Annotated in this window: 21 protein-coding genes and 7 tRNA genes; 11 read left to right on the plus strand and 17 right to left on the minus strand. The window is 67.3% G+C overall.

Going from position 1 to position 20,931, the window contains the following annotated elements; translation table 11 throughout:
• From ruvA to CETAM_RS07415, 4 genes are all read right to left on the minus strand, one after another.
• Positions 1-609 carry a Holliday junction branch migration protein RuvA gene (gene ruvA, locus CETAM_RS07400; RefSeq protein ID WP_156228271.1) on the minus strand — a complete coding sequence of 203 codons (609 nt, stop codon included), beginning with the start codon at positions 607-609 and terminating at the stop codon, positions 1-3.
• Positions 609-1,142: a crossover junction endodeoxyribonuclease RuvC gene (gene ruvC, locus CETAM_RS07405; RefSeq protein WP_197085689.1), complete on the minus strand. Its 534-nt coding sequence runs from the start codon at positions 1,140-1,142 to the stop codon at positions 609-611. Before ruvC ends, ruvA begins: the two co-directional genes overlap by 1 nt.
• A gap of 67 nt (positions 1,143-1,209) precedes the next feature.
• Entirely contained in the window at positions 1,210-1,962 is a 753-nt protein-coding gene (locus CETAM_RS07410; protein WP_156228273.1) for a YebC/PmpR family DNA-binding transcriptional regulator, read from the minus strand.
• Between the two features lie 145 nt (positions 1,963-2,107).
• Entirely contained in the window at positions 2,108-2,968 is an 861-nt protein-coding gene (locus CETAM_RS07415; RefSeq protein WP_156228274.1) for an acyl-CoA thioesterase, read from the minus strand.
• 175 nt (positions 2,969-3,143) lie between these two features.
• On the opposite strand from CETAM_RS07415, the gene CETAM_RS07420 reads away from it, so the two are divergent.
• Together CETAM_RS07420 and CETAM_RS07425 are read left to right on the plus strand one after the other, a co-directional pair.
• On the plus strand, positions 3,144-3,620 hold the full coding sequence (locus CETAM_RS07420; protein WP_156229426.1) for a DUF3817 domain-containing protein: 477 nt from the start codon (positions 3,144-3,146) through the stop codon (positions 3,618-3,620).
• 226 nt (positions 3,621-3,846) lie between these two features.
• Positions 3,847-5,001, plus strand: coding sequence for a DUF2029 domain-containing protein (locus CETAM_RS07425; protein WP_156228275.1), 1,155 nt, complete (start codon positions 3,847-3,849; stop codon positions 4,999-5,001).
• 90 nt (positions 5,002-5,091) lie between these two features.
• Here the strand turns inward: CETAM_RS07425 and CETAM_RS07430 are convergent, their stop codons facing one another.
• The 10 genes from CETAM_RS07430 to CETAM_RS07475 all read right to left on the minus strand — a co-directional run bounded on the left by CETAM_RS07430 (position 5,092) and on the right by CETAM_RS07475 (position 13,832).
• Positions 5,092-5,454, minus strand: coding sequence for a hypothetical protein (locus tag CETAM_RS07430; protein WP_197085690.1), 363 nt, complete (start codon positions 5,452-5,454; stop codon positions 5,092-5,094).
• 39 nt (positions 5,455-5,493) lie between these two features.
• Positions 5,494-5,943, minus strand: coding sequence for a LemA family protein (locus CETAM_RS07435; protein ID WP_156228276.1), 450 nt, complete (start codon positions 5,941-5,943; stop codon positions 5,494-5,496).
• Positions 5,940-7,019, minus strand: coding sequence for a glycosyltransferase family 4 protein (locus CETAM_RS07440; protein ID WP_156228277.1), 1,080 nt, complete (start codon positions 7,017-7,019; stop codon positions 5,940-5,942). The genes CETAM_RS07435 and CETAM_RS07440 overlap by 4 nt, the downstream gene beginning before the upstream one ends.
• Complete coding sequence (locus CETAM_RS07445) at positions 7,019-7,903, minus strand: phosphatidylinositol mannoside acyltransferase (protein ID WP_156228278.1); 885 nt, start codon at positions 7,901-7,903, stop codon at positions 7,019-7,021. The genes CETAM_RS07440 and CETAM_RS07445 overlap by 1 nt, the downstream gene beginning before the upstream one ends.
• Entirely contained in the window at positions 7,900-8,568 is a 669-nt protein-coding gene (gene pgsA / locus CETAM_RS07450; RefSeq protein WP_156228279.1) for a phosphatidylinositol phosphate synthase, read from the minus strand. The genes CETAM_RS07445 and pgsA overlap by 4 nt, the downstream gene beginning before the upstream one ends.
• On the minus strand, positions 8,561-9,139 hold the full coding sequence (locus tag CETAM_RS07455) for an HIT family protein (protein WP_156229427.1): 579 nt from the start codon (positions 9,137-9,139) through the stop codon (positions 8,561-8,563). Before CETAM_RS07455 ends, pgsA begins: the two co-directional genes overlap by 8 nt.
• On the minus strand, positions 9,117-11,171 hold the full coding sequence (thrS, locus tag CETAM_RS07460) for a threonine--tRNA ligase (protein WP_156228280.1): 2,055 nt from the start codon (positions 11,169-11,171) through the stop codon (positions 9,117-9,119). Before thrS ends, CETAM_RS07455 begins: the two co-directional genes overlap by 23 nt.
• A gap of 150 nt (positions 11,172-11,321) precedes the next feature.
• Entirely contained in the window at positions 11,322-12,581 is a 1,260-nt protein-coding gene (locus tag CETAM_RS07465; RefSeq protein WP_156229428.1) for a Dyp-type peroxidase, read from the minus strand.
• Between the two features lie 54 nt (positions 12,582-12,635).
• The gene (locus CETAM_RS07470; protein ID WP_156228281.1) at positions 12,636-13,253 is read right to left on the minus strand and encodes a copper chaperone PCu(A)C; all 618 of its coding nucleotides are present in this window, start codon (positions 13,251-13,253) and stop codon (positions 12,636-12,638) included.
• A gap of 3 nt (positions 13,254-13,256) precedes the next feature.
• Positions 13,257-13,832: a copper resistance CopC family protein gene (locus tag CETAM_RS07475; protein ID WP_156228282.1), complete on the minus strand. Its 576-nt coding sequence runs from the start codon at positions 13,830-13,832 to the stop codon at positions 13,257-13,259.
• A gap of 378 nt (positions 13,833-14,210) precedes the next feature.
• Here CETAM_RS07475 and CETAM_RS07480 point away from each other — a divergent pair, with 378 nt between their 5' ends.
• Complete coding sequence (locus tag CETAM_RS07480) at positions 14,211-16,568, plus strand: MMPL family transporter (protein WP_156228283.1); 2,358 nt, start codon at positions 14,211-14,213, stop codon at positions 16,566-16,568.
• Between the two features lie 14 nt (positions 16,569-16,582).
• The gene (locus CETAM_RS07485; RefSeq protein ID WP_156228284.1) at positions 16,583-17,173 is read left to right on the plus strand and encodes a TetR/AcrR family transcriptional regulator; all 591 of its coding nucleotides are present in this window, start codon (positions 16,583-16,585) and stop codon (positions 17,171-17,173) included.
• A gap of 21 nt (positions 17,174-17,194) precedes the next feature.
• Here CETAM_RS07485 and CETAM_RS07490 read toward each other — a convergent pair whose 3' ends face one another.
• The 3 genes from CETAM_RS07490 to CETAM_RS07500 all read right to left on the minus strand — a co-directional run bounded on the left by CETAM_RS07490 (position 17,195) and on the right by CETAM_RS07500 (position 19,430).
• Positions 17,195-17,881, minus strand: a complete 687-nt coding sequence (locus CETAM_RS07490; RefSeq protein WP_156229429.1) for a potassium channel family protein — start codon at positions 17,879-17,881, stop codon at positions 17,195-17,197.
• Between the two features lies 1 nt (position 17,882).
• Positions 17,883-19,277 carry a TrkH family potassium uptake protein gene (locus CETAM_RS07495; protein WP_231587395.1) on the minus strand — a complete coding sequence of 465 codons (1,395 nt, stop codon included), beginning with the start codon at positions 19,275-19,277 and terminating at the stop codon, positions 17,883-17,885.
• An 81-nt stretch (positions 19,278-19,358) separates the two neighbouring features.
• Positions 19,359-19,430: transfer RNA gene (locus CETAM_RS07500), tRNA-Val, on the minus strand.
• Between the two features lie 252 nt (positions 19,431-19,682).
• Between CETAM_RS07500 and CETAM_RS07505 the strand changes: the two genes are divergently transcribed.
• The 7 genes from CETAM_RS07505 to CETAM_RS07535 all read left to right on the plus strand — a co-directional run bounded on the left by CETAM_RS07505 (position 19,683) and on the right by CETAM_RS07535 (position 20,923).
• Positions 19,683-19,755: transfer RNA gene (locus tag CETAM_RS07505), tRNA-Gly, on the plus strand.
• A gap of 36 nt (positions 19,756-19,791) precedes the next feature.
• Positions 19,792-19,863: transfer RNA gene (locus CETAM_RS07510), tRNA-Val, on the plus strand.
• Positions 19,864-19,888: 25 nt separating this feature from the next.
• A tRNA-Gly gene (locus CETAM_RS07515) sits at positions 19,889-19,961 on the plus strand.
• Positions 19,962-20,000: 39 nt separating this feature from the next.
• Positions 20,001-20,071, plus strand: a tRNA-Cys gene (locus tag CETAM_RS07520).
• Between the two features lie 10 nt (positions 20,072-20,081).
• Positions 20,082-20,153, plus strand: a tRNA-Val gene (locus tag CETAM_RS07525).
• Between the two features lie 24 nt (positions 20,154-20,177).
• A tRNA-Gly gene (locus CETAM_RS07530) sits at positions 20,178-20,250 on the plus strand.
• 52 nt (positions 20,251-20,302) lie between these two features.
• Positions 20,303-20,923 carry a dihydrofolate reductase family protein gene (locus CETAM_RS07535; protein WP_156228285.1) on the plus strand — a complete coding sequence of 207 codons (621 nt, stop codon included), beginning with the start codon at positions 20,303-20,305 and terminating at the stop codon, positions 20,921-20,923.
• Positions 20,924-20,931: the final 8 nt, after the last annotated feature.

Genomic DNA, 20,931 nt, shown 5'->3' on the forward strand with positions numbered 1-20,931 from the left:
CTACTTCCTGCCGAGCCCGGTCAGTGCCGCGCGCAGCGCAGCGGCGGTGTCCAGCCCGGGGTTCTCCGCCAGGACGCCCTCGACGACCGGTTGCGCGACCCTGTCGGGGAAGCCCAACCCGATGAGCGCATCGGTCACCTGCTCCGCGACGACCGCGGCGCCGGTGGGCAACGGCGGTGTCAGCACGCTCTCGGGCTGCGCCGGCACGAACGCGGCGACCTTGTCCTTGAGCTCCAGAATCAGACGCTCCGCCATCCGCTTGCCCACACCGGGGATGCGTTGGAGTGCCTTCGAGTCTTCGCCCGCGATGGCCCGGGAGAGATCACCGGCATCGAACACGGACAGGGAGGCCACGGCCAGGCGCGGGCCGAGGCCCGTGACCGACTGCAGCAGGTGGAACATCGCGCGGTCCTCGCCCGAGCTGAAGCCGTGGAGGATGTGGGCGTCCTCGCGCACGATGAGGCTGGTGAGGATCATCGACTCCTCGCCGCGACGCAGGGTGGCCAGCGTCGCGGGCGTGGCCTCGACGCGGTAGCCCACGCCGGCGCACTCGATGACGGCATGGTCCAATTCGATGCCGATGACGGTGCCACGCAGGGAGGCAATCATTACTTCGCTCCTTCGGAGTTGAGCAGTGCGGCGGTGCGGGCCAGCATGGGGGCACGCCAGCAATGACACACCGCCAACGCCAGGGCATCTGCGGCATCGGCCGGCTTGGGTGGTTCGGTGAGTCCCAGAATCCGGGTGATCATGGTGGTCATCTGGTTCTTGTCTGCCCGCCCGTTCCCGGAGATCGCCTTCTTGACCTCGGAGGGCGTGTACATGTGCACCGGGATCCCGCGCTGCGCGGCAGCCAGGACCAGCACCCCGGAGGCGTGGGCGGTGTGGATGACCGTGGAGACGTTACCGCGTTCAAACACCCGCTCGACGGCGACGACGTCCGGGCGGTAGTCATCCATCCACTGATTGACGCCGGTGGACAGACGCAGGAGCCGCTCAGCCAGGTCCGCGGTCGCCGGAGTACGGACGATGCCGACTGCGACCGGGACCACGGCCCGACCATGACCCGCCTGGACCACGGACAGGCCGCAGCGGGTCAGGCCTGGATCGATCCCCATGACCCGTAGTCCGTTGAGCTTCACTGCGTCGCCCGTCCCTTTCTGTGTGCCTTCACCCCCAACTTATAGCACACACGTCCGAAAGTGGAGTTCAGGCGTCCAACGCGGCGATGACCTCGTCGGACAGATCCATGTTGGTGTACACGTTCTGCACGTCGTCGGAGTCCTCCAGAGCCTCGATGAGCCTGATCATCTTCCTGGCGCCCTCGACATCCAACGGCACCTCCACGGAGGCGCGGAAGTCCTGATCCGAGTCGTCGACCTCGATTCCGGCCTCCTCCAGCGCCTCCTTGACCGCCTCAAGGTCGGTGGGTGCGCAGACGACCTCGAACTTCTCACCCAGGTCGTTGACCTCCTCCGCGCCGGCATCCAGAACCGCCATGAGCACGTCGTCCTCGGCGAGCTCGCCCTTGTTCACCAGGACGATGCCGGTACGGGTGAACATGTAGGCGACAGAGCCGGACTCACCCAGGTTGCCGCCGTTCTTGGACATGGCGGTGCGCACCTCGGTGGCTGCGCGGTTGCGGTTGTCGGTCAGGCACTCGATGAGGACGGCCACACCGTTGGGGCCGTAGCCCTCGTAGGTGATGTTCTCCCAGTTGGATCCGCCCTCCTCCTCACCGGCACCGCGCTTGCGGGCACGCTCGATGTTGTCGCTGGGGACGGAGGCCTTCTTGGCCTTCTTGATCATGTCGTCGAGCGTCGGGTTGCCGGCCGGATCGCCGCCGCCCATCCGGGCTGCGACCTCGATGTTCTTGATCGCCTTGGCCCATTCCTTGCTGCGCTTGGCGTCGTTCGCAGCCTTCTTGTGCTTCGTGGTCGCCCACTTTGAGTGCCCTGCCATCGGATCCCTTTCTTCCAGCCCCACCTGTCCTCCTGCGCGCTCAACCCCACCGTCGATAAGGGCGAGGGAGCGGGCAACGCAGAGTAGGCGGGGACATCGGCTGACTTGACTCGCCCGATTATACGCAGCGCATCACGTCATCCTGCTATTTCTCCTGAACGCGCTTCATCGGGACCGATTCCCCACCCTCGCGCAGGGTGCGCGTGAGTCCCTCCTGGGTGACGATGGCCACGAGATTCCCCGCCCGGTCGAAGATCCTGCCGTGTGTCAGTGCGCGGCCGGCGGAGGCGGACGGGGACACCTGGTCGTAGAGCAGCCACTCGTCGGCGCGGAAGGGACGCAGGAACCACATGGCGTGGTCGAGACTGGCCATCTGCACGGGATGGCCCGGATGCGGCACCAGCGAGGAATGTAGGAGGGTCATGTCCGACATGTAGGCCAGGGTGCAGATGTGGAAGGTCTCGTCGTCGGGAAGCGGACGTCGGGAACGGAACCAGACAACCTGCTGGCTGGGGCTGTACTTGTTGTGCTCGTAGGCCTCGGACGGGACGACGTGGATGTCCCAGTCGCCCCACTCCTCGAGCAGGTTACGGGAGGACCTGGGCAGGGTGGAGGGGTCGTCGGTGAGGGTTTCCGGCATCGGCACGTCCCGCATGCGGTCGGAGTGCTCCGGACCGACGTCGTCACGACGATGGAAGCTGGCCTGCATGGAGAAGATCGTCTCCCCGTCCTGGACGGCGCGCACCTGGCGGGAGGAGAAGCTGCGGCCGTCGCGGAGCCGGTCCACGAGGAAGACCGTCGGCTCCGCCGACTTGCCCGGCGCGACGAAGTAGCCGTGGAGGGAGTGCACGGTCTTGTCCCCGTCGACGGTTTCGGTCGCGGCGACGAGGGCCTGCGCCGCCACCTGTCCGCCGAACGTGCGGGTGAGTGCGGATTCCACCGCCGGACCGCGGTAGATGTCATTGTCTATGCGTTCCAGTCCGAGGATGTACTCGATCTGCCTCATGTGTCACCTTTCCCTGCGGGTTGTTAACGGAAACCTTACCCAGGCCCCGAAAATCAACCGCCCGGTTGACCCCAGTTCCCTGCGGACGGGCCCCCGTCGACTCTCGTCATCGTGTGTATCCCCGGTAGCATCAGGGCCCATGACCACGACCACCCAGCCCACCACCAGCCACAGGCTGACCCCCAAAAAATTCCACCGTTTCGCCGCGCTCACGGAGATGGTGACCTGGTCCCTGCTGATCATCGGCATGATCCTCAAGTACTCGGGTGTCACCGAGGCCTTCACCCCCATCGCCGGCGGAATCCACGGCTTCGGCTTCCTCATGTTCCTGGCCATCACGACGCTGCTGTGGATCAACAACCGCTGGTCCTTCGGCCAGGGCGTGGTCGGACTGGCGGTCTCCATCGTCCCCTTCGCTGCGTGGCCCTTCACCATGTGGGCAGACCGCAAGGGCCTGCTGGAGGGCGGCTGGCGCTTCGCCGGTGCAGACGAGCAGCCCCGCACCCTGCCGGAGAAGGTCCTGGCCCAGTTCGTGCGTCACCCGGCCCGCTCCATCGTGTTCCTGCTGATCGCGATCGCGCTCGTGTTCACGGCGCTGCTGCTGATCGGCCAGCCCTATGATCCGGACGCCATCGCGGACCGCGTGAACTAGGCGCTCTGAAACGAGGGAATCCACGCCCGGCATGTGCCGGGCGTGGATTTTTTCCGCTCCGGGGGCCGGGTGGGTGCAGTTCCCGCTGTTTAGAGTGGTGACGCCCCGAGATCATCGGGCGGGTGCTCGGGCACGGGTTGATTGCCCGGTTTTTTCATTCCGGGCGGGATAGGATCTCCCGGTGCGCAGATTATCCCCGGTACCTCTCTTATGGTTGGGATGGGTGGTGGCCCGCCTGTTTCTCGTCCGTCTCATCCTGTCGGACCCTGAGCCGATCGGCGACGTGCGCTACTACCGCCTCGGCCTGTTCGGCGATGATCCGACGGCCATGACCGAGTACCCGGACGCCGGCGTCTGGCCCGTGCGTCTGCTCGGTCAGATCACGGGGCCGGATGAGATGAGCTTTCTCATCGGTTTCGCCGTGATGATGGCGCTTCTCGACGCCGCCTTCCTCGGCCTCCTCCTGATCTTCGGCCGCGAACGCAGGTTGCACGCCGCGTGGTTCTGGGTGGTCTTCGGGGTGGCCGCGGGGCAGGTGTTCTGGCTGCGTCTGGATCTCTTCCCCGGCGTCCTGGTGGGCCTGTTCGCGGCGTTGTTGTTCCTGCGTCCGACCTGGGCGGCGGCGGTACTGGCGTTGGCGACGGCGGTGAAACTGTGGCCCGGGGTGCTCGCCGCGGGGCTGGTCGGCGGGATCCGTCGGACGGACACGTGGCTGCGCGTGACCGTCTTCTTCGGCACCCTCGCCGCCCTGGTGGGCGTCACATGGGCTACGTCGGGCCTCGACCGCCTGCTCAGCCCGCTCACCTACCAGGGTGACCGTGGCATCCAGATCGAGTCGCTGGCGGCCACTCCGTTCCTCATCAACGCGTACCGCCGGCCCGGTGAGTACTCGACGGGTTACGCGTCGTCGAAGAGCTTCGAGATCACCGGCCCCGGGACGGACGTGGCGGCCACGCTCGCCGACGCCGCCATGGTCGCCGTCCTGATCCTCGCCGTGGCGTGGGCCGGGCGGAACCTTGTGACCGGCCGCTGGCGTCCGGAGACCACGCTGGCGTTCTCGCTGCTGCTGGTTCTGCTGCTGATCATCACGAACAAGGTGTTCTCGCCGCAGTACATCGTCTGGGCGGGTCCTCTTCTCGCGGTGGCCCTCTACGCCACGCGCTCCCGGCTGGTTCCGGTGATGGCGGTGCTGACCGTGGTCACGGCGGCTCTGGGCACCTGGATCTACCCCTTCAACTACGACCCTCTGTGGGTTGACCCCGCCACCGCCGCCACCGAGATCACCGTCCTGGCTGTGCGCAACGGCCTCGTCGTCGTCCTCACGCTGCTGGCTACCGCATGGCTGGTTCAGGAGAGCCGTCGGACGTACGGGCCTCGGTGACCGTGCCCGGGCTGCACGAGCCGTCGACGCAGCCGTCGAGCTTCGAACGCCATCTGACGATGACCGACGCCAGCAGCAGCCCGAGGGACATCACGGCGACGTAGGGCTGAGCGGGGCCCACAGGCCCATCGCGCCGGACGTGCCGAGGGCCAGGAGCACGAGCTTGTTGCACACCGGGCAGGCCACCGCGAACCACGCGGCGAACACCCCCACGCTCATCATCGTTCCGCGTTCCGGTTTCTCCTCCCCGTCGCCGCGACCGATGCTGAACCAGGCGCCGGTGAGCAGTGCCGTAGCGCCGAGCACCGGGTACTCCCACCACCGCACCGGCACTTCGCGCCCGAAGACCGGATTCGGGATGATGTCGGTGGGCACCCCGATGAGCAGAACCGTCAGCGCGGCCGCGAGGAGCCCGTAGAGGGGGAGGATGGTCCGGCCGCGCCACGTGAACATGCACCCATGATGTCAATACCCTGGCAGGTATGCAAGGGGTCAGGAGTAGTAGGCGAAGAACTCCGGCAACGGCGCGGTGCCGCCCAGACGCAGGAGCCTGACGGAGGGGCGCAGCCGCAGATCACGGGTATCGGCCACTGCATCGTTGTAGAAGCGGTGGGCCAGTTGGACACGGACCTCCGCGTCGACGAGCTGAGCGGGCAGCTCAGTGCCCAACGGGACCAGCGCGTCGGAGAGATCACGCTCGCGGGCGGCCCGTTCCTGGAACGCGTTGTGCAGGAGCGATTCCGCCTCCGCAGCCGAAGCGAGGGGCTGTGTGCCGGGCAGGAGTGCCGCGATGACGGCCGCCCGACGGTCCAGAGCCGCCTGCAGTGCCGCCAGGGCGGCGTCGGTCCGGATGTGCAGCCGGTTGAGTCGCTGCGCAGTGTAGAACGCCCACAGTGCCACGGCGGTGATGACGATCGCCAGCAGGATCCACCAGATCATCACTCCACCCCCACCACGGTGCCGTCGGCGACGGTCTCGTAGACGGTGAGCACGTCCCGGGCGACGGTGTCCCAGTCGAAGCGCCGGGCACGCCGCTCACCAGCGGCGATGAGTTCGGCGCGCGTCGCGGGGGCGTCGATGAGCAGGCGGAGCTTGTCCGCGAGGTCCTCCGCATTGCCCATCTCGAAGAGGAGGCCGGCGCCGTCAATCACGGCGGCGAAGGCCTCGAGGTCACTGGCGACAACCGCGCAACCCGCGGCCATCGCCTCGACGAGCACGATGCCGAAGCTCTCGCCACCGGTGTTGGGGGCGACGTAGATGTCGGCCCGCCCCAGGATCTCGGTCTTCTCCTCGTCGCTGATCCGGCCGACGAAGTCCACACCCGGGACGTGTCGCTCACGACCACCCCCGATGACGGTCACACGGACCTCGCGGTCGAGCAGCTCAAGTGCGCGCAGGAGAATGTCCAGACCCTTGCGGGGCTCATCCAGTCGACCGAGGAAGACGAGCTCCACGGGGCCCTCCGCCGCATCCCGGGACCGACGGGCGGCCGCGAAACTGGCGGTGTCCACCCCGTTGGGGATGAGCACCGGATCCCCACCCAGCTGCTCCACCTGCCAGCGGCGCGCCATCTCCGACACGGCGATGCCGCCACGGATCTTCTCCAGCGCCGGACGCAGCAGGGGCCGCGCGAACTGCAGCATGAACGACCCGGCCGAGGAGGCGTGATAGGTGGCCACGATCGGCCCCGTGGCCATCCGCAGCGCCACCAGGGAGTAGCTGGGGGAATTGGGCTCGTGGATGTGGAGGACGTCGAAACGTCCACGGGTGATGAACTCCCGGGCCTTCGCGTGCACCGCCGGCCCCAGCGAGAGCCTGGCGACGGAGCCGTTGTAGCGGATCGGCACGCTGCGCCCGCCCCGCGTGACGTAATCGGGAACCTCGGTGTGCCTGGACGCGGGGCCGAGCACCTGCACGTGATGGCCCTTCCCGATGAGCACCTCCGCCAGGTCGAGGACATGCGCCTGCACTCCACCGGGCTGGTCGAAGGAGTACGGGCAGACGATGCCGATGCGCACTATCCCCCACCCCGGTTCGTGACGTCCGCGGGCCACAGCGGCTGCAGCATGTGCCAGTCGGTCGGGTGTGCAGCGATATTGGCGGCAAAGTGATCGGCGGTGCGCTGCACCGTGTCCTCGAGCGTATCCACGCAGATCTCCTCCGACACGGACAAACCCCAGCCGTCGTCGGTGAACCAGAGGTGCGCCACATGCAGTGCGGCCCCGGTGTCCATCGCCAGACGGGCGGGCCCGACCGGCATGGTGGTCTCCTCACCGAAGAAGTTGACCTTCACTCCCCTGCGTTTGAGGTCACGCTCCCCCACCAGGGCGACGATGCCGCCGGATTCCAGCACCTCGCGCAACCGTGGGTACGGGGATTTCCCACCGGCGTGTGCCAGCACCTCGATCCCCAGCGATTCCCGGTAGTCGACGAAGGCGTCGTAGAGCACCTCCGGCTTCAGCCGCTCCGCGACGGTGGTGACCCCGCCGTAGTGGCGCACGATGAACATGCCCGCCATGTCCCAGTTGCCCGAGTGCGGCAGGGCAAGAACCACCCCCCGGCCTGAGCGGTGGGAGGCGTCCAGGTGCTCGCGCCCGACGAAGCCCCGCATCAGGCGGGCATCGAGCTCCGGATCATCCATGATGGCCGGCAGGCGGAAGGCCTCCCGCCAGTAACGGGCGTAGGAACGCACCGAATTCCTCACCAGTTCCGCGGTGACGTTCTCGGCGCCCACCACCCGGGTGAGGTTCCGGCGCAGCATCTCCATGCCGTAACCGTGGTCAGAGGCGTGGTCCGCCCCGAGGGTGAAGAGCTTCTCCGCGACCTTGTCCGGCAGGTGGCGGACCAGCTTCCAGCCCGCCAGGTAGACCAGGGCCGCCGGATCCAGATCCCTCAACCTCATCGGGCGTTGGCCTCCTGGGGATCAGAATCCCGGGCGCCCGGCGGCGGGGCGATGTGGTCATCGGCCTGTGAGTCACGCGACGCCATGTACAGGCGCTGCACCACGGTGTACACCGAGCCCGCAGCCAGGACCCAGATCGCCACATCGACGGCATACGGCACACCCAGGCCCTGCAGTCCGATACCCGTCAGGCCGATGATCAGGCGTTCCGGACGCTCGATCAGACCTCCGACGATACTGAAACCGCTGGCCTCACCGCGCGCCTTGACATAGCTGATCACCTGGGAGCCCACCAGCACCACGAGGGAGGCGACGATCAGCGAAGGGTGCGGCTGATAGCTGAAGATCAGCCACCACGTGATCGCCGCGAACAGCGCACCGTCGGTGATGCGGTCACACGTGGCGTCGAGGGTCGCGCCGAACTTCGTCCCCCCGCCACGCAGACGCGCCATCGTGCCGTCGATCAGGTCGAAGGCGACGAAGACACCGGACGTCACCGCGGCCCACACCAGGTGACCGCTCGGGATGAGCGCCACGGCGATGCCCGCGGCGACCACGGCTCCGATGACCGTCACCATGTTGGGGGTCAGGCCCAACCGCAGCAGGCCACGCGCCACGGGCTCCACGATGACCGACGCCGAACGACGACCGTGGGTGCTAAGCACCGGCAACCTCCACCCAGGCGTCCGCGAGGAGGGTGCGGGTGTCGCGGAGCAGCTGCGGCAGCACCTTTGTCCCGTCGAGGATGGTGAGGAAGTTCGCGTCGCCCGGCCAGCGGGGCACGACGTGCATGTGCAGGTGGTCGCCCACCGAGCCGCCCGAGGCCTTGCCCAGGTTGAACCCGACGTTGATGCCCTCCGGTCGGGACACCTTCTTCAGCACCTTCACGGCGGTGGTGACGAAGCTCATGAGCTCCGACATCTCCTCCGCCGTGAGATCCTCCAGATCGGCGACCTTGCGGTACGGGATGACCATGAGGTGGCCTGCGTTGTAGGGGTACAGATTGAGAATCGCGTAGACCAGTTCGCCGCGGGCGATGATGAGTGCATCCTCGTCCGCCATCTTCGGCGCATCGACGAAGGGCTCGTGCGGCTGATCGGACCCGAGGGGCGGGCGCTTCTTGATGTAGCCCATCCGGTACGGCGCCCACAGCCGGGTCAGCCCGTCCTGCTCACCGACGCCGGTGTCGGTCCAGGTCTGCCCGGTGGTCTCCTCAGCGGCGGGCTGCAAGAGCATCCTCACTCGGCTGGAGGTTGATCCGGTCGCGCACCCAGGCGTCTATGAGCCCGATAGCCTCATCCACCGGCACGCCGTTGATCTGGGTGCCGTCGAGGAAGCGGAAGCTCACGGCCTCCGCCTCCACGTCGCGTGCGCCGGCCAGCAGCATGAACGGGATCTTGCCGGTGGTGTGGTTGCGGATCTTCTTCTGCATGCGGTCGTCGGAGGTGTCCACGTCCGCCCGGATGCCACGCTTGCGCAGCTGCGCGGCAACGGCCTCCAGGTGCGGGGCGAAGTTGTCTGCGACCGGGATGCCCATGACCTGGTGGGGCGCCAGCCAGGCGGGGAAGGCACCGGCATAGTGCTCGAGCAGTACGCCGAAGAAACGCTCAATGGAGCCGAACAGCGCGCGGTGAATCATGATCGGGCGCTGCTTCGAACCGTCCGGGGAGGTGTACTCCAGCTCAAAACGCTCCGGCAGGTTGAAGTCCAGCTGCACGGTGGACATCTGCCAGGTGCGGCCGATGGCGTCCTTGGCCTGCACGGAGATCTTCGGGCCGTAGAAGGCCGCGCCCTCCGGATCCGGCACCAGGTCCAGTCCTGAGTTGGTGGCCACGCGCTGCAGGATGTCGGTCGAGCGCTCCCAGATGTCGTCGTCGCCGACGTACTTCTTGGGGTCCTTGGTGGACAGCTCGAGGTAGAAGTCGTCCAGCCCGTAGTCCTTGAGCAGAGAGACGATGAACTCCAGCACGGTGGTCAGCTCGGCCTCGAGCTGGTCCTCGGTGCAGTAGATGTGGGCGTCGTCCTGGGTGAAGCCGCGGGCGCGGGTCAGGCCGTGGACCACACCGGACTTCTCGTAGCGGTAGACGGTGCCGAACTCGAACAGCCGCAACGGCAGCTCCCGGTAGGAACGGCCCCGGGAGTCGAAGATGAGGTTGTGCATGGGGCAGTTCATCGGCTTGAGGTAGTAGTCCTGGCCGGGCTTGGTCTCTCTGCCCTCGTCGTCGTACTCGGCGTCGAGCTGCAGCGGCGGGAACATGCCGTCCTTGTAGAAGCTCAGATGGCCGGACTTCTCGAAGAGGTCACCCTTGGTCACGTGCGGGGTGGTCACGAAGGAGTAGCCGGCCTCGATGTGTCGGCGTCGGGAATGCTCCTCCATCTCCATGCGCACGGTCGCGCCGTTGGGGTGGAATACCGGCAGACCGGAGCCGATCTCGTCCGGGAAGGAGAACAGGTCCAGCTCGGTGCCAAGGCGGCGGTGGTCGCGCTTCTCCGCCTCCGCCAGCATGGTCTGGTACTCGTCCAGCTTCTCCTTGGACTCCCACGCGGTGCCGTAGATGCGCTGCAGGCCTGCGTTGGCCTGGTCACCGCGCCAGTAGGCGGCGGAGGAACGGGTCAGGGTGAAGGCCGGGATGTAGCGGGTCGTCGGGATGTGCGGGCCACGGCACAGATCCGACCACTCGACCTCGTCGGTGCGCGGGTTGACGTTGTCGTAGGCCGTCAGATCGCCGGCACCGACCTCGGTCGCCTCATCCGAGTTGGGGTCGACGTTGCCCTTGTCCTGCACCAGCTCGAGCTTGAAGGGTTCGTCCTTGAGCTCTTCGGCGGCCGCCTCGACGGACTCGTAGAGGCGGCGCTCGAAGCGCTGGCCGGATTTGATGATCTTCTTCATACGCTTCTCCAGGGTCGACAGATCCTCCGGCGTGAAGGGTTCCGCGACCTGGAAGTCGTAGTAGAAGCCGTTCTCGATGGCCGGGCCGATGCCCAGCTTCGAGCCCGGGAACTCGGCCTGCACGGCCTGGGCGAGGACGTGCGCGCAGGAGTGGCGGATGACACCGCGGCCCGCCTCGGAGCTGGCCGGAACCGGGGTGAACTCGGAGTCCTCCTCCGGGGTGTGGGACAGGTCGCGCAGGTTACCCTCGGCGTCCTCGACCGCGACGACGGCGTCCGGGCCCTTGTTCGGCAGATCCAGCTCCCGCATCGCGGCACCGACGGCTGTGCCGGCCGGGACCTTGAACGGGGGGAAAGCGGGTGCGGTGGTGTTCACCATGGGCGTGCTGCGCTCCTTAACTTGCGCTCGCGCAGGCAGCGGCATACCTGGCCGCTGCCTGCTCTACATGACTGGCACGGCTGCGCACGGCGCAGTCGCTGCGCAACATACTACCCCGCGACCGCGCGCCTTCCGGGAGCGACGTCGGGGTCAGGCGTCGTCGAGAAGCGACTGAGCCCAGAAGGCGTCGCGGCCGCGTCCGTCGGCGCTGGTTCCCGGCGGGATCCAGTACACGGCGGAACCGATGTGGGTGATCCATTCGTTGAGGCGGTCCGCCTCGTCCAGGCGCTTCTGGACGGGGTCGTACTGCAGAACCGGGTCCTTCTGGAACGCCAGGAACACCAGGCCGGAGTTGGACAGCTGCTCCGAGCCGGGCTCCGGGGCGATGTCGTAGTTGAAGGGCCTGCGGAGGAACTTCTGTTCCGGATGGTCATCGGGCGCCTTCGCGCGGAACATGTGGCTCTGCCGGTCGATGACGGGCAGGCCGTACTTGTCGGTGGCGTCGTAGTCCGGCTTGTCGAACTCCTTCTCGCCGGTCAGGGGTGCACCGTTGTCCAGGCGGCGCCCCATGGACTCCTCGCGGGACGTGCGGTCGAGCCTCTCCCAGGTGTCCATGTTCATGGTGATTCGGCGCATCACCATCGACGTCGAGCCCTGCATCCACGCCGGCCCGTCGTCATGGATCCACACCTGTTCGTCGAAGGCCTCCTCCTCGCGCGGGTTGACGGTGCCGTCGACCTGCCCGAAGAGGTTACGGGGTGTCCGGTCCTTCGCGCGTGCGCCGTCCGCGTTGAGGAAACCCTGCTGCATCCAGCGGACCCGCGCGTAGTCCGTGCCCGAACGCACCAGGTGGCGGGTGGCGTGGGAGAGCATGAGTGGATCATCGCTGCACACCTGGATCACCAGGTCGGTCTGCCCCCATTTCGGGTCCAGTTGGTCGAGGCTGTACCCGGGCAGCGGCTTCAGCCACTCCGGACGCTGCTCCGGAAGGCCGATCACGTCGAAGACGCGCGGCCCGAAGCCGCAGGTGACGGTGAGGTTCGCCGGGGCGGTCACCAGCTCCGGTTCGAGGCTGCCCAACGGTGTCTCCCCCGTGCACAACCGCCGGGAGTCCTCGGTCCAGGAGCGCATCAGGCGGGTGAGCCCGGCGCGGTCCACACCCTCGACCAGGGCGAACCCGATCAGGTTGAGTTGCGCCTGCGCGGGCGTGGCGATGCCCGCCTGATGGACGCCATCGAAGGGGACGATCGCATCCTGCAGCCGCGTCTCCACGGCCACCTGATCGATCTGCCCCTCCTGCGGCGCTCCGCCGGCTGCGGGCTCGACGGCACGGGAGCAGCCGACGAGGGCGGCCCCGCCGGCGGTGACGGACAGACCGGTGAGGAAACCACGACGGGACAACGGGGACATGGCTGTCATCTACTTTCTTGACGGGTACTTCGCGGGTGACGGTACGGCCGGCGGCTAGTTCTGCTCCTCCATGCCCGACTGCTCCTGCTCCTGCTCCTGCACGCCGGACTCGTGGCCCATGAGGCCGCCGTCCTGGTTGTAGTTCTCGTCGCCCGGGTTCATGGTGCGGACCGGCAGGTCCTCGACGTCGATGGTGGATCCGTCGGAGAGTTCGACGGTGATGTCGACGACGTCGCCGGCGGGGATCTCGTCCACATAGTCCATGATCATCATGTGGTCGCCGCCCGGCGCGAGCTCGTAGGTCTCGCCGGCGGGGATGACGAAGCCGCCCGGCTTCATCTGCATGACGCCGTCCACGACCTCGTGGAGTTCAAAGGACGCGCCCTCGAAGTCCGCGTCGAAGCCGACGACGTTGATCTCCTCGTCGGTGTTGTTGGTGAAGGTGCCGAAGATGCCGGTCATCTCCTTGTCGGTGCCCTTGGCCCGGACGACGCCCTCGGTGAAGGTGACCCCCTCGGCGGCGTCAACGGCCTCCGCGGTGGTGGTCGTGGTGGTCTCGGCGGCGGTGGTGGCTGCGGTGGTTCCGGCGTCCTCGTCGCCGGAGGCGCAGCCGACCAGGGTGAGGGCGGAGACGGCGAGAACTGACAGTGCGATACGGCCTCGAGTGAACATTTCCTACTCCTGTGTGGTGTGTCGTCCCCGGGCGATCATCATCACGATGACACCGAGGACAGCCAGTATGCCCACTCCCGCGAGAACCCAGGTCAGGGGCCCTTCGGGCAGTCCCGTCCCGGCTGATTCGCCCCCGTTGTCCTCCGGCTGCCCGGCACCACGGTCGGTGGCGGCCGGAGCCGCGTCACCCTCACCCACGGTGAAGGTGGTCATGCCGCGGGTGGAGTGCCCGTCGGCCGAGGTGATCTGGAAGCCGATCTGGTAATCCCCGTCGCCCGGGTCAATACCCTCGGGCACCGTCAGGCTGGCCAGCCTTCCCTCGACGTTCGGCTCGCCGCTGAAGAGGATCTCTCCGGAGGCGACGTCAGAGACGGCGAAGGTGTTGAAGTCCTCCTTGATGTAACCGGAGAACTCCAGCTCGATGACCGTGGGGAACTCGGCGACCGTCTCCTCGTTGTCGGGGTTTCCCCCGATGACCAGGTCGTGGGCGAAGGATGCGGGGGCGGAGAAGGCGAGCAGAACGGTGGCCGCCGCGGCGGTGACGCCGCGGACGGCGCGGGTGCGGAGGACATGGAACACTGCTGCTCACCTTCTGGATGCGGGGCGGGATGATCTTCGGGCATACGATACCCGCGCGGTGCGGGCATCACGAGAGCTGTCGGACCCGGATGGCGGATAGTTCCCGGGCTGCCCGGCTGCTGAGGGCGGTTTTATTCATCCGGGGCGCGCGCCCGAACCACAATCCGGGCGTCCACCTGCGACTATTCCGACATCGGCGTCGGAATGTGAAATGTGCCACCGGGCCGACCTTCCGGCATCCGGCAGTGGGGCGGACCACACCCGGTCACCGCACGTTCTAAATTTTTGCAGTTCGGGTGCAATAATTGTCGACATGCCCGGTGGACCACCTCCGGGGTCTTCTTCCATCCGCACATCTATGCCGAGGAGCCACGCCTGATGGCGACATTCCTGTACCGGTTAGGCCGTTCCGCCTACCTCCACCGCTGGCGGTTCATCGCCGTCTGGATCCTGCTGATCCTCAGCGCCGGCACCGCGGCCGCCGTGCTGACGCAGCCCACCTCCAACAGCTTCACCATCCCGGGGCTGGAGTCGGTGGACACCCAGGAGAAGATCCAGGGCTACTTCCCCGGTGGACAGGACCAGCTCGAGGCTCCCGCCGGCACCGTCGTCCTGCAGGCCCCTGCGGGCGCCACGCTGGCAGACCCCCGGGTCGCCGGGGACGTCGACGCCTTCCTGGCGGACCTGCGCGAACTCGACGGACTGGCCGCGACCGACGCCCTCGTCTCCCCCGTCCTGGCCGCCGCCGGGCTCGAGCAGCAGATGACCGAGCAGGCTGGTGCCCAGGGCATGCCGCCGGAGCAGATCCAGGCCAACCTCGCGGCTGTCGGCCCCCTGTCCGCGGACGGCTCCACCGGCACCGTCCCGGTGGCCTTCGACGCGCCCTCCGCCATGGAGATCCCGGCCGAGGATCGGGCGGCCTTCGAGGCCATCGTCGCCGAGCACGACGATGACGGCCTGAAGATCGCCTATTCCGGCAATGCCTTCCAGATGCAGGAGATGTCCTTTACCTCCGAGCTGATCGGCATCGCCGTGGCGGCACTCGTGCTCGTCATCACCTTCGGTTCCTTCGTCGCCGCAGGCCTTCCCCTGTTGACCGGCGTCATCGGCGTCGGGATCGGCATCGCCGGCGTCTATGCCGCCACCGCATTCACCGACAGCATCTCCAGCATGACCCCCACTCTGGCGATGATGATCGGCCTGGCGGTCGGCATCGACTACGCGCTCTTCATCCTTTCCCGCTTCCGCAACGAACTCGTCCACCACATCGGCGGCAACGACCTGTCCCCCAAGGAGCTGGCGGACAAGCTGCGGTCGATCCCCTTCGTCGAGCGGGCGCACCTCGCCGGCCTGGCCGTGGGCAAGGCCGGCACCGCAGTGGTCTTCGCCGGCATGACGGTCATCATCGCCCTGGTGGCCCTGTGGATCATCAACATCCCCTTCCTCACCGCGATGGCACTGGCCGCCGCAGCTACCGTGGCCATCGCCGTGCTGGTCGCGATCACCCTCCTGCCCGCCATCCTCGGCGCAGTGGGCACGAAGGTCTTCGCCGGCCGCGCCCCGCTGGTCAAGGCTCCGGACCCCGAGGACGAGAAACCGACCATGGGTCTGCAGTGGGTGCGCCTGATCCGTGCCCGTCCCCTGCTCTTCCTGCTCGCCGGTGTCATCGTGCTCGGCCTGGCGGCCATCCCCGCGCTCAACATGCGCCTGGCCATGCCCTCCGACGGCACCGCCACCCCGGGATCACCCAACCGCACCGCCTACGAGATGATCGACGACGCCTTCGGCCCGGGCCGCAACGCCCCGATGCTCGCCCTCGTGGAGGCCGGTGAGCTGCCGGAACAGGAACGCCCGCTGGCCTACGGTGCCGCCGCGGCAGCGATCCAGGACACCGATGGCGTGGTCAATGCCCAGGTCATCGCCCTGAGCGAAGGTGGCGACGCCGCCCAGATCCTCATCACCCCCGAATATGGCGCCACAGACGAAAACGCCGCCGTCGTCCTCGACGACATCCGTGCCGGCGCGGAGCGCTTCAACGACGACACCGGGGCCACCTGGGCGGTCACCGGCGTCACCCCGGTCTACGAGGACATCTCGGAGCGCCTCTCGGAGGTCCTGGTGCCCTATGTGGCCATCATCATGGTGCTGGCCTTCCTCCTGCTCGTCGTGGTGTTCCGTTCGCTGTGGGTGCCGCTCATCGCCGCCCTGGGCTTCGGTCTGTCGGTCGCGGCGACCTTCGGCATCACCGTCGCGCTCTGGCAGGAGGGCTGGGGCGGGATCATCGCCGATCCGCAGCCGATCATCAGCTTTCTGCCCATCATCTGCATCGGCATCGTCTTCGGCCTGGCCATGGATTACCAGGTCTTCCTGGTCACCCGCATGCGGGAGGGCTGGGCGCACGGCAAGACCGCCGGCAACGCAACGTCGAACGGTTTCAAACACGGCGCACGCGTGGTCACCGCCGCTGCCCTGATCATGATCAGCGTCTTCGCCGCCTTCATGCTCATGGATGAGCCCTTCATCAAGGTCATCGGTTTCGCGCTGGCCGCCGCAGTGCTTCTCGACGCCTTCGTCGTCCGCATGACCATCATCCCCGCGACGATGTTCCTCCTGGGCGAGCGTGCGTGGGCCATCCCGGGCTGGCTCGACCGGATCCTGCCCCGCGTTGACATCGAGGGCGAATCCCTGACCGATGAGTCCCTCCGCGACACCGCCGCGGTCCCGTCCCGACAGTGAGAGGAGTTACGGCGATGACCGGCCGGCGCGCAGAGAAGAAGCATCAGACCAGGCGGGACCTCGCCACTGCGGCGGTGGCACTCCTGCTCGCCGATGGCGAGGAGGCGGCGACGGTCGCGGCGATCACCGCGCGGGCAGGGGTGTCCACCCGGACCTTCCACAACTACTTCGCCGCCCGCGAGGACGCCTACCTGTTCTTCCTGGAGGAGACGATCGACGACTGGGCCCGCCTGGTTGCCGACGCCCCGGACGGGGACTCGGCGTTCACCGTTCTCCGGCGGATCATCTCCGACGTCTACGCCCGACCCGCCGATGATCTGGCCACCCCCGTGAACCTGGTCACCCTCGGTGAACATGTGGTGGCCAATCTCGGTGCGGAGGGCAGGCAACGTGCAGGCAGGATCTTCGACGGCCTGCGCGACGCCCTCGTCGCCCGCTCCGGCGGCACCCTGACCCCCCTGCGCGCCCTGACCGTGATAAACGTGAGCCTGGCTGCCTCGGCCGCGGCGCTGGAGACCGCCCGACGCCAGCAGCTGCCGGTCGGCCGGCAGATGCAGGAGCTTCTCGACGACGCCTTCGACTTCCTCGCCCACGGTTGCCGCTGAGCGGAAACCCGCCCACCGGGGTCATTGATCCGCCGCAAACTCCTCGATCGCCGTGACCTGCCCCGCCACGATGACCACATCCCCGGCCCGCAGGATGTCCTCCGTCTCCGCCCGCCGGAACTGCCCGTCACGAGGACGCACGGCGAGAATCTCCACTGCGTTACCCCGGCGCCCGTTGATCTCCCCCACCGTGCGCTGGAGCGCCCCGACCGGCGGGGCGATCTTCGCCACCGCAAATCCACGCTCGAACTCCAGGTAGTCCTCCAGCCGGCCGCCCATCAGGTGCGCCACCCGACGCCCGGTGTCGGCCTCCGGCCGGATGACATGGTGCACGCCGATCTGGCCGAGAATCTTGGCGTGCGCGAGGTTGTCCGCCTTCGCCCACACCGAGGGCACGCCCATCTCCATCACTGCCGAGGCAGTCAACAGCGAGGCCTCGATGTGGCGGCCGATCGCGATGACCACCCGGGTGGCCTCAGCTACGCCGAGCTGACGCAGCACCTCCGGATTGGTGGTGTCGGCGGTGACGACGTGGTCAAATGTGCCCGCCAGCTCCTGGACGATCCGCGGGTCCGAATCAGCCCCGAGGACCTCCACTCCGCTGTCGATCAGCTCTTCGCCCAGCGCCCGGCCGAATCTTCCGAGGCCCAGGATGTAGACGGGCCCGCGCGGGGCGGTGGAATCGGCGGCGTTGCCGCGGGTGAACAGGTTAGCCAATGAAGGGCCTCTCCTCCGGGTAGTCGAAACAGCGGCCGCGGGTGCGTGCCGCGAGGGCGGTGGCCAGGGCCAGCGGCCCGACCCTGCCCGCGAACATCAGGACGGCGAGCAGGAGCTTGGCCGCCACGGGCAGGTCCGGGGTGATTCCGGTGGACAGTCCCACGGTGGCGAAGGCACTGATCACCTCGAAGGCAACCTGGTCGGTGGTGAAGGTCGGGGCGAGAAACAGTATCGCCATGGTCGAGCCGAAGACCAGGGTCACGGAGCCGGTGAGAATGACCAGGGCCTGGCGCACGACGTCGCCGCTGATGGCACGCCCGTGGACCGCCACGGAGTTGTCGCCGCGAGTCTCCGCCACCACCGCAGCCACCAGAACAGCCGCAGTGGTGATCTTCACCCCGCCCGCCGTGCCGCCGGAACCACCCCCGATGAACATCAGCAGGTCCGTGCCCAACAGCGTCGAGGGGTGGAAATCCGCGTAGTCCAGGGCGTTGAAGCCGGCGGTACGGGGACTGACCCCCGCGAAGAAGGCGTTGAGCAGGCGCACGCCCGCGCCGGGGCCGTCCCCGGACCCGGTGCCCCCTCCCGCCTGCGCCAGGGCACCGTCCCATTCCCCCAGTCCCACCAGCGCGGTACCCGCCAGCCCCAGAACCACCGTGCCCACGAAGGTGAAACGCGCGGTGAGACTCCACCTGCGGACCGCACCTCCTCCGATCACCGCCCTGGTCCGGCGGACCGCTTCGAGCAGCACCGGGAAGCCGATGCCGCCGATGATCAGCGCGAAGGCCAGGGGCAGCAGGATCCAGGCGTCGAGGGCGAAACCCATGACGTTGTCGGAGTAGAGGGCGAAGCCGGCGTTGTTGAAGCCCGACACGGAGTGGAAGGTGCCCTCCCATGCCGCCCGCCCCCAGGAGTATTCGTAGGCGGTGTGAAAACGCACTGCCAGGACACACGCGATCGTCGCCTCGACGATGAGACTGAAGGCGATGGTCGCGCGGATGACCCAGACCACGTCGCCGAGGTCGATGCCCCGGCCCTCCGCGGTCGCTCCGAGTCTCCTGCGTAGCCCGAGCCGTCCGGCGAGCAGCAGACCCAGCAGGGAGGCCAGGGTCATGAACCCCAGGCCGCCGATCTGGATGAGGAGCAGGATCGTCACCTGTCCCAGAGTTGACCAGTGCGAGGCGGTGTCCACCGTGACCAACCCGGTGAGGCTGACGGCGGAGGTGGCGGTGAAGAGGGCGTCGACAAGCGGCGTGGACCGCCCGGCTGCGGTGCCCCACGGGGACGCGAGGACGGTCGCCCCGGAGAGGATGACGGCCAGAAAGCCCAGCGCAACGGCTGCGGTGGGCCGGAGATGCGGCAGGTGCGACCGCCGGGTGTTGCTCACCCCGAGGATCCTATACCTCGACCGGAAACACGTACACCCCCTCACAGCCGGATATCCGGCCGTGAGGGGGTGTAACTGAAGTGGTCCTAGCTGGGTTCGAACCAGCGACCTTTCCGGTGTGAACGGAACGCTCTTCCACTGAGCCATAGGACCTTGTGTGCGCTTAAGAACTTTACACACAGGAAAGTGAAAGGGCCTAATCCGCAGGTCATCATGCACATCTTCCCCACCGCCCACGCCCCGGACCCCCCTGAATGACACCGGCGTAATTCACCGTCGACGCCCGGGGCCGCCCGGCGGCATCCGATCAACGCCCCCACCTGGCGATTTGTAATACAACAGCTGTTGGGGATAATGTTTTGAACCGCACCACAGCGACGGTCACAAGCCGGTAGCCGGGTGCATGCGGATGTAGCGCAGTTGGTAGCGCATCACCTTGCCAAGGTGAGGGTCGCGAGTTCGAGTCTCGTCATCCGCTCTCATTTCACCGGGCCAATCGGTAAGAAATGAACCCGCGCGTTTAGCTCAGCGGGAGAGCGCTTCCCTGACACGGAAGAGGTCACTGGTTCGATCCCAGTATCGCGCACTGAGGGACACGTCCCTCTTATTTTGCGGATGTAGCGCAGTTGGTAGCGCATCACCTTGCCAAGGTGAGGGTCGCGAGTTCGAGTCTCGTCATCCGCTCTGGTATGTTTAGACAAGTACCTGAGGCGGTAACGCCACGGTGGAATGGCCGAGTGGTGAGGCAACGGTCTGCAAAACCGTGCACACGGGTTCGATTCCCGTTTCCACCTCGCAGTACAAGCGCGTTTAGCTCAGCGGGAGAGCGCTTCCCTGACACGGAAGAGGTCACTGGTTCAATCCCAGTATCGCGCACTGAGGTTCCTGATGGAACGTCACGCGGATGTAGCGCAGTTGGTAGCGCATCACCTTGCCAAGGTGAGGGTCGCGAGTTCGAGTCTCGTCATCCGCTCAATGAAACGGAGCCGGTCCTGTACCGGCTCCGTTTTCGCTATTCTTGGGCCATGTTGTCTGACATCATCGGCCCCACTCTGCCGCCCGGCCGGCCGGAACTCCGGGCCGTCGCCATCTCCTCACTCACCGGCTCCCTCACCCTCGACGGCCGGTCTGGTGGCCTGGGCAACGAACTTGACCGGGAACTGCTCCTCGCCGTGCGTGACTGGGCGGATGTCGTCCTCGTCGGCGCACGCACGTTCATCGCGGAGAACTACGCAGGGACCCGCGCATCGCAGATGGCCATCATCTCCCGCACTCTGCAGCTCGGCGACCGCCCCCCGTCCGATGCACTCATCCTCACGCCCCGCAGTTCGTTGGCCCACGCCCCCTCGAACCTCTCCCCCGCCGAGCTCATCCCCGCGGACAGCCCGCAGGAGATGATCGAGGCACTCCACGCACGTGGGCTCAGGCGAATCGCGTGCGAGGGCGGACCCGGGGTCTTCAACATGATGTTCGCCGCCGATCTCGTCGATGTGCTGCATCTGACGGTGGCGCCGCTGATATCGGGGCCCGTCGACAAGCATCTGGTCCATGACGTGAACAGATGGTTGACTCTCGAACACCACTCCGCGACGGACGACGGAACCCTGTTCCTCCGCTACCGCAGGGGCCCGGAGGGGCTGCGGTAGGGTAATCC

It is taken from the genome of Corynebacterium comes (assembly GCF_009734405.1).
In the GTDB taxonomy this organism is placed as follows: Bacteria; Actinomycetota; Actinomycetes; order Mycobacteriales; family Mycobacteriaceae; genus Corynebacterium; species Corynebacterium comes.

What these genes read in the sequence shown, in the direction of transcription:
- ruvA (WP_156228271.1), bottom strand. Translation starts at nt 609, where the DNA reads ATGATTGCCTCCCTGCGTGGCACCGTCATCGGCATCGAATTGGACCAT.
- CETAM_RS07410 (WP_156228273.1), bottom strand. Translation starts at nt 1,962, where the DNA reads ATGGCAGGGCACTCAAAGTGGGCGACCACGAAGCACAAGAAGGCTGCG.
- CETAM_RS07415 (WP_156228274.1), bottom strand. Translation starts at nt 2,968, where the DNA reads ATGAGGCAGATCGAGTACATCCTCGGACTGGAACGCATAGACAATGAC.
- CETAM_RS07430 (WP_197085690.1), bottom strand. Translation starts at nt 5,454, where the DNA reads ATGTTCACGTGGCGCGGCCGGACCATCCTCCCCCTCTACGGGCTCCTC.
- CETAM_RS07445 (WP_156228278.1), bottom strand. Translation starts at nt 7,903, where the DNA reads ATGAGGTTGAGGGATCTGGATCCGGCGGCCCTGGTCTACCTGGCGGGC.
- CETAM_RS07455 (WP_156229427.1), bottom strand. Translation starts at nt 9,139, where the DNA reads ATGCTCTTGCAGCCCGCCGCTGAGGAGACCACCGGGCAGACCTGGACC.
- thrS (WP_156228280.1), bottom strand. Translation starts at nt 11,171, where the DNA reads ATGGTGAACACCACCGCACCCGCTTTCCCCCCGTTCAAGGTCCCGGCC.
- CETAM_RS07465 (WP_156229428.1), bottom strand. Translation starts at nt 12,581, where the DNA reads ATGTCCCCGTTGTCCCGTCGTGGTTTCCTCACCGGTCTGTCCGTCACC.
- CETAM_RS07470 (WP_156228281.1), bottom strand. Translation starts at nt 13,253, where the DNA reads ATGTTCACTCGAGGCCGTATCGCACTGTCAGTTCTCGCCGTCTCCGCC.
- CETAM_RS07480 (WP_156228283.1), top strand. Translation starts at nt 14,211, where the DNA reads ATGGCGACATTCCTGTACCGGTTAGGCCGTTCCGCCTACCTCCACCGC.
- CETAM_RS07485 (WP_156228284.1), top strand. Translation starts at nt 16,583, where the DNA reads ATGACCGGCCGGCGCGCAGAGAAGAAGCATCAGACCAGGCGGGACCTC.
- CETAM_RS07535 (WP_156228285.1), top strand. Translation starts at nt 20,303, where the DNA reads ATGTTGTCTGACATCATCGGCCCCACTCTGCCGCCCGGCCGGCCGGAA.